We start from the raw sequence: 9,649 nt of genomic DNA, 5'->3' as shown, positions 1-9,649 counted from the left end.
CGCGCAGCCCTCGCTCACGTCCTGGTGCTGACCCCCCGCTCGGCCGAGCTGCACGAGAAGCTGCCGCCCAAGCAGGCCCCCGACACCTCCAAGTCCATCCTCTCGCCCATGCCAGGCCTCGTCGTCTCCCTCGACGTGACGCTGGGCCAAGAGGTCAAGACCGGCCAGCAGGTGGCCATAGTCGAGGCCATGAAGATGCAGAACATCATCCGCGCCGAGCGCGACGGAACCGTCAAGACCATCGGGCCCAAGGCCGGCGACAGCGTCGCCGCGGACGAGGTGCTGGTGGAGTTCGCTTAAGGGGTCGGCGGCGTCGGTTGGACTTCAACGAGCTCGATCTTGAAGATCAGGATGCTGTCGGGCGGGATAATGTCCTTGCCCTTGGCTCCATAGGCGAAGTCCGGCGGGATGACGACGCGCCATTCGTCGCCGGGCCGCATCTGCTGCAGCACCGTGACCCAGCCCGGAATCAACCTCTGGAGCGGGAAGGTCGCTATGCCGTCGGGACTGCCCTTGGCCGAGGCGTCAAACACCACGCCATCCACGAAGCGCCCCTCGTAGCGCACGCGGATCGTGCTGGCGCGGGTGGGCTGGACGCCGTCCGCCGGCCCCGAGCGAAGGATTTCGTACTGGATGGCCGGCAGGCTCTTCACGCCCTTGGCTTTGGCGTTGCGCGCCAGGAACTCCGCGTTGGCCTTTCCCGGATCGGCGGCCGCGGGCAGGGCGCAGGCGAGGGCGGCGGCGAGCGCAAGGGCGAGAATCTTCATGGGCGCGATTCCATTGGCTGGTCGCCGCCAGTCTAGACCAGGGCCACACGCATCGTCATTCGATCCCCTTGGCCGTATGATCGGCGTCGTCGAGTCCATGCGAGTGAGTTCATGAACGGTCAGACCGACTGGGGCGTGCTGTTCTTCAACGCCCAGGGGCGGACGGCGCGCACGCCGTTCCTGATCGCCGCGGCGGTGCTGCTTGGCCTGGCGGCGCTCTACGAGTCGGTGATCGGCGCCACCGTGACCCTGCACTGGGTCACCGGGTGGTTCGTCTATCCGGCGCTGTTCTATTGCGGGGCCTGCGTGCTTTCCAAACGCCTTCACGACAGGGGCCGCTCGGGCTGGTGGGCGGCGGTGATCCTGTCCGGCGCCGTGGCCATCTGGCCGCAGCCGGTGGGATTCTTTGACTTTTTGTTCGGTCTCGTGCTGGTTTGGGCCGCTGTGGAACTCGGGGTGATGGCTGGGGAGGTGGGAACCAACCGCTATGGGCCAAATCCGTTGAGGGCCGCGTTGGCCTGATCTCGTCGTGGGGACGACATGTTCAGATTTTTGTTCAACCCGAACGGGCGTCTGCGCCGGGCCATCTATGGCCTGACGGGACTTGTCTATTTTGGCATCCTGAACCTGTTCCTGGGGGCGTATCTCTGGTCGACCTACGCCATGGGCGCGGGTTGGTGGCTCCGCAGCCTGGACGGCATGATCCACGAACCGCAGCAGACGATCGCCATGGCGCTGGGCGCCCTGCATTGGTCGATCCTGGGCGCCGCGGCGGTCCTGCTGTTCGCGGGCTCGACCGCGGCTTTCCTCGCCCTGTCGAGCCGCCGCCTGCATGACATGGGTCAGACCGGCATGTGGACGCTGCTGGTCTTCCTGCCCGGCGTCGGCGCTCCGATGTTGTTCGCCGCGCTCTCGGTGCTTCCCGGCCAGCCTGGCGTGAATCGCTACGGTCCGGACCCCCGCGCGCCGGCGGCTAAATTGAATCGTTCCGCCTAGATCGGCGCCTCGGCCGGCTCGACTGGACCGAACACCTCGACAAAGCCCGCCTTCAGCGCCGCGTCGGCCTCGTCCATGGTCACTGGAAGGCCCAGATCCACCAGGCTGGTCACCCCGTGCTGTGTCTGGCCGCAGGGCACGATGCCGTCGAAATGCGTCAGATCCGGCTCGACGTTCAGCGAGACCCCGTGGAACGAGACCCAGCGGCGCAGCTTCACGCCGATGGCGGCGATCTTGTCCTCCCGCGTCGGCAGGCCCGGCGTGCGGCGCTCGACCCAGACCCCGACCCGACCGTCGCGAATCTCGCCCTCGACGTTGAAGGCGCCCAGGGCCCCGATCACCCAGGCCTCTAGGCCAGCGACGAATGCGCGCACGTCGCGCTGGCGGCGAGCCAGGTCCAGCATCACATAGGCCACCCGCTGGCCAGGCCCATGATAGGTGTACTGACCGCCCCGGCCGCTCTGGAACACAGGGAACCGGTCGGGGGCCAGCAGGTCGGCGGCCTTGGATGAGACACCAGCGGTATAGAGCGGCGGGTGTTCCAGCAGCCAGACCAGCTCCGAGGCTTCGCCGGCCGCGATGGCCGCGGCCCGGGCCTCCATCGCCTCCACCGCTTCGAGATAGCCGACCGGCCCGCGCGACACCGCCCAGCCGGCGGCCAAGCCGTCCTCACGGGCGAAAATCGGGGTGGGGTTTAACACGTGGTCAAGCATGTCGGCTCAATGTGGGGGCAGGCGGGATCAACACAACGCCCGCCTCGGTATCTTAGCGTTTCAAGGGTTTTTCGTCTTGAGTCAGGTCAACGCCGTCAATGTCGAGATCTCGGTCCTGTTGGGCCGCTCGACCCTCCCCATGCAGCAGCTTCTGCGCATGGGCCGCGGCGCGGTGATCCCGCTGGACGCCGGGGTGAATGAGGAAGTCTGGATCCTCGCCAACAACCATCCGGTCGCCCGGGGCGAAATTCAGATCAATGACGATCGCATTTCCATCGCCGTGACCCGCGCCGCCGATGTGTATGACTTCATGGCCGGCGGCCAGTAGGGCTTTCCAAAGCGCTGAGGGTTTGCTACCTGCCGCGCCTCACCACGGGCGGTCGTGGCGGAATTGGTAGACGCGCAGCGTTGAGGTCGCTGTGGGGCAACCCGTGGAAGTTCGAGTCTTCTCGACCGCACCAGTGAATCAAGGTCTTCAACAGCCGTAGAGCAAGCCGTCAGTCCAAAGCTAAGGGAGGTCCGCATGAGCCGCGAAACGGCCGACCTGTCCAAAGCCCGTGACGAACTTGCTCCTGAGCTGGAAGAAGACCTGGAAGACCTCGCGCTCGGCGAGGACTACGCGCTAAATCCGGCCTTCGTCGCGATGGTGGTGGACGCCGCCGATCGTGGCGACGCCGAGCGCCTGCGCGAGCTGCTGGACGCCCTGCATCCCGCCGACGTGGCCGACCTGATGGGCTTCCTGTCGGCCGACTATCGCGATGAGATCGTCGCCCACCTGGCTCCCGAGGCCTTGGCGGAGATCCTCTCCGAGCTGGACACAGAGATCCGCGAGGAGGTCCTGGAGACCGTCGCGCCCGCGACGCTCGCCAAGGCGCTGGGCGAACTCGACTCCGACGACGCCGCCGACGTGGTCGACGACCTGGAAGAGGACAAGCGCGCCCAGGTCCTGGCCGCCATGCCCGAGACCGAGCGGACGGCCATCGAAAGCTCGCTGGCCTACGAGGATGAGACCGCCGGCCGCCTGATGCAGCGCGAGGTGGTGGCCGCCCCGCAGTTCTGGACCGTGGGCCAGACCATCGACCATTTCCGCAAGGAAGCCGACGATCTGCCCGAGCTGTTCTTCGACGTCTACGTGGTCGATCCCAGCTACCGGCCGGTGGGGGCCTGCGCCGTCAGTCACCTGCTGCGCGCGCGGCGCGACACGCCGCTGGCGCAGATCATGGAGGCGGTCACCGAGATCCCGGTCGGCATGGACCAGGAGGAGGTGGCCTACATTTTTGACAAGTACCACCTGATCTCGGCGCCCGTGGTCGAGCCCGGCGGGCGGCTGGTCGGCCAGATCACCGTCGATGATATCGTCGGCGTCATCCAGGACGAGAGCGAAGAGGACATCCTGGCCCTGGCCGGCGTGTCCGACGCCGGCCGCAACGCCGACATCGTCGACATCATCCGCGCGCGGCTGCCCTGGCTGATGGTCAACACCATCACCGCCGCGTTGGCGGCCAGCGTGATCCGCGCCTTCGAGGGCGAGATCGGCAAGCTGGTTACCTTGGCGGTCCTAATGCCGATCGTGGCCTCCCTGGGCGGCAACGCCGGGACCCAGGCCTTGGCCGTGGCGGTCCGCGCGCTCGCCAGCAAGGAGCTGTCGGACGTCAACGCCTACCGCACGGTCTATCGCGAGATGGTGGTGGGCCTGGCCAATGGCGGCGCGCTCGCCATCGTGACCGGCGGGGTGGTCTACGCCCTGTTCGGCAATGTCCTGCTCAGCGTCACCTTCGGCTTGGCGCTGATCATCAACCTGTTCATCGCCTCGCTGGCGGGCGTCCTGGCGCCGCTCGCCCTCGAGAAGATGGGACGCGATCCGGCGGTGTCGTCTTCGGTCTTCGTGACCTTCGCCACGGACTTCACAGGTTTCTTCGCCTTCCTGGGCCTCGCCGCGCTTATCCTCATCTGATCGGCCCCCATCTTGCGAGCCTGGGGGTGGCGCCCCGGCGCTTGTGTCAGGATGGGTCATGTCGGCCATGAAACCGCGTCATCGGATATCCCGCGCAGCGATCGATATGATCAAGCGCTTCGAGGGATATCGCCAGAATTCGGCTCGGCTGCCCGGCGGCGGCTGGACGATCGGCTATGGCCACACCCTGACCGCCCGTGAGGGCGCCTCGGTCTCGGAGAGTGACGCCGAAGCCCTGCTGCTCTACGACCTGATCGCCGTCGCCCACGCCGTCAACGAGCACGTCTTCGCGCCGCTGACGCAAAACCAGTTCGACGCGCTCGTCGGCTTCACCTTCAATATCGGCGTCGAGAACTTCCAGCGCTCCTCGGTCCTGCGCCGCCTGAATGAAGGCCAGTTGCTGCAGGCCGCCTGCGCAATGGAACTGTGGCGCAAGTCCGACTTCGACGGCGAACGCATCGTGGTCGACGCCCTGGTGCGGCGCCGCTCGGTCGAGAAGACCCTGTTCCTCACCCCGCCCGGCGGCTTCGTGCCGGCCCCGACTCCGATCCTGCCGCCTAATGTGGACATGGACTCCATGGGCGCGGTGCCGCGCCAGGTCCCGACCGCCCTGATCGTGCCGCTGAGCGGCGAGCACACGGTCATCGAGCGCGACGAGACGCCCCCCGCGCCTCCAGCCGAGCCGGACGAGGACGATGCGCCGACGCCGACCCAATCGGCGGCAGAGGCGGTGACCTCGCGCCTCTCCACCATTTTCGCCGAGCCGCCGCCGGTCGAGACGCAGGACGACCGGTTCGCGCTCACGCCTCCGGAGGAAGACTTCAGCCGCGAAGCCCTCAACCGCGTTCCGCCGCCCACCCCGGAACCGGTCGCGGAGCTGGAGCCGCCCAGCCTCTTCGATCCGCCGCTGACCGTCGCCAACGACCTGGACGCCGTCGAAACGCCCCAGGCCGAGCCCGAGGTTCTGACCGAGCCCGAGGTTGAGGTCGCCCGTGAAGCGCCATCAGAGCTGACGCTCGAGACACCGGCCCAGGTGGTCGATGAGAGCGACGCAACCGAGCCCAAGGATTCGCCGCGCGTCGAGATCGATCCCATCGAGGCCGACCACGCGATCATCTTCCCCAGGCGTGAAGTCGCTCCGGCCGCACCAATCCCGCAGCTGCCGCCGTTGGCTCCCGCCGCCATCCTGGCGATCGTCGGCATGGGGATCTTCAGCGGCGGCGTGCTGAGCGGAGTCAACAATCTGAACGGCCTGGCCTGGATCGGCGGGGTCATCGGCATCGGCCTGTTCGCCGTGGCGGTTTACCTGCTTCTGGACCGTCTGGGCCAGGTCGCGCCCGAGGACGAACTTGAAGACGACGCCCACGGCGCGGACGACACCCGCGACCAATAGCTGCGGCCCGGTTCCAACCCGGCGCCGCCGCGTGCTAGGGCAGGGGCATGGCGCGAATCCTCCACCTTTTCGCCGGCTTGGCCCTGCTGACGCTCGGCGGCTGCACCACAGTGAACGGGCCGGCCTGTCCGGTCGGCCAGGAGCCGATGCGCACCGCTCAGCTCTTCTTCGGCCAGAACGTCGGCGGCAAACCGGCCGTGTCGGACGCTGATTTTCGGGCCTTCGTGGATCGTGAACTGACGCCGCGCTTTCCCGGGGGCCTGACCGTCTTGGATGGCGGCGGCCAGTGGAAGGGCGACGAGAACAAGATGATCCGCGAGGCGGCGAAGGTGGTCGTCCTCGTCCTACCCGCCAAGGGGGACTCAGGCGCCAAGCTGAACGAAGCCCGCAAGGCCTATGTCCAGGCGTTCCACCAAAACTCGGTGATGCTGGTCACCCAACCAGCCTGCGTGGCATTCTAGTCCAGGCCGGAGGCCATGGCCCGCAAGGTCTCGGCCGTCGTCGCATCGGCCGGGAAAAAGGTTTCCAGCGTCAGCTCCGACAGGGTGACGTCGACAGGGGTGCCGAAAACCGTGGTGGCGCTGAAGAACGACAGCACGCCGGCCGGGGTGTGGAGCTGGAACGGGATCGCCACCCCGCCGTACTCGTCGGACGGCCTGCGCGGCGGTTGGCCGCCCGGGATCGGGTAGGCCTTCAACTCGGTCAGCAGATCGGTGAGGCGTGGGTCGGCCGTGAGGTCAACCTCCCGACGCAGACGGTCCAGCAGGTGGGCGCGCCATTCGTGCAGATTGGCCACCCGCGACGACAGTCCCTTCGGATGCAGGGTCAGGCGCAGGACGTTCATCGGCGCCTTCAGCAGATCGGGATCGGCCCCATCGAGCAGCAACGGAATCATCCGGTTGGCGCTGATCAGGTTCCAGCCGCGGTCGACGGCGAGCGCCGGGAACGGCTCGTGGACCTTCAGGATGATGTCCACCGCCCGCCGCGCGGCGGCCAGGGCCGGATCGTCCAGGGCGCGCTGCGGGAAGACCGGCGCGAAGCCGGCGGCGACCAGGATCACGTTGCGCTCCCGCAACGGGATCTCAAGCTGGTCGGCCAGGCGCAGCACCATGTCGCGGCTGGGTTGGGCCCGGCCAGTCTCCAGAAAACTGAGGTGCCGGGTGGAAATCTCGGCGTCCAGCGCCAGGTCGAGTTGACTCAGGCGCCGTCGCTGGCGCCATTCACGGAGGTGGCCGCCCACGGCGGCTGCGGATGTGGTGCTCATGAGGCGACCATAGGCACCCCTATGGCGTCGTTCCATGACCTGAGAGGTAATGAACCTCGCTCTCGTCGGTCCAGGCGGAATCGGCGCAGATGGGCGAGCGGTGGTTAGGGATGAAACGGCGGATGGCGGAAATCGCCGACGAAACTGTCACGGCCTACCTGGACGGCGTGCTGGACGAAGCGGCCACGGCGGCGGTCGAGGCGGCGATGGCGTCCGACCCGGCGCTGGCGGCCAAGGTCGCCCGCGAGCGCCAGCTGCGCCGCGTTCGCTCAAAGGCCCCAGCCGCGCCGGGCGGCGAGATCATCCGGCACGATTTCCGAAAGCCGCGGACGCCGCCTCCGCCGCCCGCCAAGCCCAAGCCCGCGACGACCGCGAAGGCGCCAGGCGGCTTGCCGGCCTGGGTTCCCGCGGCCGCCGCAGTGGTGATCGGGCTGCTGGTCGTCCAGGCGTTCGGCATGGTGAAGAGCCGGCCGTTCCAGGCCGCGCCGCAACCCGGCGCGCCAGCTAGCGGCGCCTTGGTCGTGGCGCTGGATCGCAAGCTGTCGGGAGAGGCGGGCCTGGTGCAGATCGGCTCGACCTTCGGCGACAATCAGGGGGTCCTCTGCCGCACATTCCGGATCGAGAGCACGGCGGGGGTCGCCTGCTATGAGGGCGCGGGCTGGAAGGTCCGTATGACGGCCCCTGCCACCACATCCATTCCCCAGCCGGTGACGGCGGCGGCGGCGGGCATGATGGCCGGACCACCCCTGAGTTCGTTTGAAGAGGTCGCCCGCCGCAAGACCGGCTGGGCCACGCCGCCGTTCAAGCCCTGATCGCCCAAGAGGTTGATCCCAGACATGCGAAGGGCCGGCCCATTGTCGGGGCCGGCCCTTCCATTGTCGGACCGCGTCGCGGTCCCGAAACTTAGACGTCGCTTACTTGGAGACCTCGTAAGCGGAAGCCCAGGTCGCGGTTTCCACTTGCGGATGAAGACAATGAGACACTGGTCACCTCCTTTCAGCTGATTGAACAGGACCCCCAATATGGGGCGGGTTTTCCAGAGTCGCAAACCCTGCTTGCGTCATTTTCGATTGTTCGGATCGCTTGCCCGCTGACGAAGCTCGGTGACGGGCAGTTTGAGCTTATCCAAGGCCTCGATGGTCGCCTTGTAGCCAGCCGCCACCGCGGGCTCATAGGCCGACCAGTCGCGGATTTCGACGCCGGTCACGTCGGGGGTGATCAGCACGTCGGTCGCTTCCCGGGCCGCGGCCAGATCTCGGCCGGTCGAGACCGTGGCCGCGCGCATCAGCAGCGAGACGATGGGCGGGCCCTTGCGCCACTCGCCCGACCAGATCCAGCGCCACACCGAGGCCGGCCGCGCCACATCGTCGGCCATGATCGAGCGGCCCCGGCTGACGTCCACGCCGACGATGGGCCCGAGCTGGGACATGCGCATGACGTCGGCCGGGAAATTCTTCATCACCGCCCCGTCGACCAGCACGTGATCGTCATCCGTCGTGGCCGGGGGCATGACGCCGGGCAAGGCGATGGAAGCCCGCAGGGCGTCGCGGAGCAGGCCGCTCTTGTGCAGATGATAGGTCCCAGTCGTCAGGTCGGACGAGACGCAGAAGAAGGGCAGCCACAGGTCGGCGATGTGCGTGTCGCCAAAGTGCTGGGCCAGGCGCTCCTTGACCTTCCCGCCGTGGGTCATGGCCAGCAGGGGCAGGGCGATGTCGTCCAGCGGGCTGGTGTTGACGAAGGCGTCGCGGATGCGCAGGTCCATCTCGTCGCTGTCCCAGGCCAGGGCCAGCCCGGCGCCGATGATCGCACCCATCGAGGATCCGCCGACGAAGTCTATGGGCACCCCACGCTCTCGCAGCGCCCGGATCGCGCCCACATGGGCGTAGGCCCGCGCGCCGCCGCCCGACAGCACCAGGCCCACGGACTGGCCGGTCAGGACCCGGGCGATTCGCTTGATGTCCTCGGCGTTGTCGCGGCGCAGATGGAACAGCCGGGCCGGCTGGGTGGCGGCCAGCCAGGCCTCAGAGCCCTTGGGCCTCTCGGTGGCTTTCTTCTGGATCAGGATTAGATCGACCAGCTTCTGGGCCTGCAGCGGCTCGGTGCTGACCCCGGCTTTCGGCGGTGCCGTGTCGCCACGCGCCACGCGAAACAGCCGGTCGACCTGTCGGCCCACCACCTGGCGCCAGCCCTGGTCGTCGGCCTCGGCGACGTAGAGCACCACGTCGTAGTCCAGCTCCACCTCGGAGAACCACTCAGTGGGCGCGTGCTGGGCCTCGGCGCCGACCACGGTGACCGAGTAGCCGAGCTTGCCGATCTCGCGGCCGATCTTGTCCACCAGAGCGCGCAAGGGAGTCGGTTCGCCCGTGCAGACGAAGCCGAACACCGAGGGCACGCCCACCGAAGCCTTGGTCGCCGCCTGGCGTGAGCGCAGGATCATCAGCTTGGCCAGCTCGATCATCACCGAGCCGTCGGTGTCGCAGGCCTCAAAGAACGCCTCTCGGGGCAGGGCGAAGATTTCGGAGTCGCGCAAGGCGACCACCTCGGCCGAGTGCGGCGCGCCGG

General features: G+C 67.8%; 12 protein-coding genes and 1 tRNA gene. 9 read left to right on the top strand and 4 right to left on the bottom strand.

Annotated elements, in window-relative coordinates:
- Positions 1 to 300 (top strand): biotin/lipoyl-containing protein (locus RMO04_RS09045; RefSeq protein WP_309644454.1); only part of this gene is annotated, 300 nt, incomplete at its 5' end.
- Here the strand turns inward: RMO04_RS09045 and RMO04_RS09040 are convergent.
- On the bottom strand, positions 297 to 767 hold the full coding sequence (locus RMO04_RS09040; RefSeq protein WP_309644453.1) for an FKBP-type peptidyl-prolyl cis-trans isomerase: 471 nt from the start codon (positions 765 to 767) through the stop codon (positions 297 to 299). The genes RMO04_RS09045 and RMO04_RS09040 overlap by 4 nt on opposite strands.
- A 111-nt stretch (positions 768 to 878) precedes the next feature.
- Between RMO04_RS09040 and RMO04_RS09035 the strand changes: the two genes are divergently transcribed.
- Both RMO04_RS09035 and RMO04_RS09030 read left to right on the top strand, forming a co-directional pair.
- Complete coding sequence (locus tag RMO04_RS09035; RefSeq protein WP_309644452.1) at positions 879 to 1,289, top strand: DUF805 domain-containing protein; 411 nt, start codon at positions 879 to 881, stop codon at positions 1,287 to 1,289.
- An 18-nt stretch (positions 1,290 to 1,307) separates the two neighbouring features.
- Positions 1,308 to 1,763: a DUF805 domain-containing protein gene (locus tag RMO04_RS09030; protein ID WP_309644451.1), complete on the top strand. Its 456-nt coding sequence runs from the start codon at positions 1,308 to 1,310 to the stop codon at positions 1,761 to 1,763.
- Here RMO04_RS09030 and lipB read toward each other — a convergent pair.
- Positions 1,760 to 2,476, bottom strand: coding sequence for a lipoyl(octanoyl) transferase LipB (lipB, locus tag RMO04_RS09025; protein WP_309644450.1), 717 nt, complete (start codon positions 2,474 to 2,476; stop codon positions 1,760 to 1,762). The two genes, RMO04_RS09030 and lipB, sit on opposite strands and share 4 nt — an antisense overlap.
- A gap of 49 nt (positions 2,477 to 2,525) precedes the next feature.
- Between lipB and RMO04_RS09020 the strand changes: the two genes are divergently transcribed.
- The 5 genes from RMO04_RS09020 (at position 2,526) to RMO04_RS09000 (ending at position 6,284) form a co-directional block, all read left to right on the top strand.
- A complete protein-coding gene (locus RMO04_RS09020) occupies positions 2,526 to 2,804 on the top strand; it encodes a FliM/FliN family flagellar motor switch protein (RefSeq protein WP_405041478.1) in 279 nt (92 codons plus the stop codon).
- A gap of 48 nt (positions 2,805 to 2,852) precedes the next feature.
- Positions 2,853 to 2,937 (top strand) — tRNA-Leu (locus RMO04_RS09015).
- A gap of 62 nt (positions 2,938 to 2,999) precedes the next feature.
- Positions 3,000 to 4,430, top strand: a complete 1,431-nt coding sequence (gene mgtE, locus RMO04_RS09010) for a magnesium transporter (RefSeq protein ID WP_309644449.1) — start codon at positions 3,000 to 3,002, stop codon at positions 4,428 to 4,430.
- A 106-nt stretch (positions 4,431 to 4,536) separates the two neighbouring features.
- Positions 4,537 to 5,823 carry a glycoside hydrolase family protein gene (locus RMO04_RS09005; protein WP_309644448.1) on the top strand — a complete coding sequence of 429 codons (1,287 nt, stop codon included), beginning with the start codon at positions 4,537 to 4,539 and terminating at the stop codon, positions 5,821 to 5,823.
- Positions 5,824 to 5,870: 47 nt separating this feature from the next.
- The gene (locus RMO04_RS09000; protein WP_309644447.1) at positions 5,871 to 6,284 is read left to right on the top strand and encodes a DUF3574 domain-containing protein; all 414 of its coding nucleotides are present in this window, start codon (positions 5,871 to 5,873) and stop codon (positions 6,282 to 6,284) included.
- Here RMO04_RS09000 and RMO04_RS08995 read toward each other — a convergent pair.
- Entirely contained in the window at positions 6,281 to 7,087 is an 807-nt protein-coding gene (locus RMO04_RS08995) for a helix-turn-helix transcriptional regulator (protein WP_309644446.1), read from the bottom strand. The two genes, RMO04_RS09000 and RMO04_RS08995, sit on opposite strands and share 4 nt — an antisense overlap.
- 122 nt (positions 7,088 to 7,209) lie before the next feature.
- Here RMO04_RS08995 and RMO04_RS08990 point away from each other — a divergent pair, with 122 nt between their 5' ends.
- On the top strand, positions 7,210 to 7,899 hold the full coding sequence (locus RMO04_RS08990; RefSeq protein WP_309644445.1) for a hypothetical protein: 690 nt from the start codon (positions 7,210 to 7,212) through the stop codon (positions 7,897 to 7,899).
- Between the two features lie 248 nt (positions 7,900 to 8,147).
- Here RMO04_RS08990 and RMO04_RS08985 read toward each other — a convergent pair.
- Positions 8,148 to 9,649 (bottom strand): patatin-like phospholipase family protein (locus RMO04_RS08985; RefSeq protein WP_309644444.1); only part of this gene is annotated, 1,502 nt, incomplete at its 5' end.

The organism is Phenylobacterium sp. (assembly GCF_031412415.1).
Classification (GTDB): domain Bacteria; phylum Pseudomonadota; class Alphaproteobacteria; order Caulobacterales; family Caulobacteraceae; genus Phenylobacterium.
The sequence above is the reverse complement of the archived record's forward strand: the minus strand, read 5'-3'. Positions and strand labels throughout refer to the sequence as shown.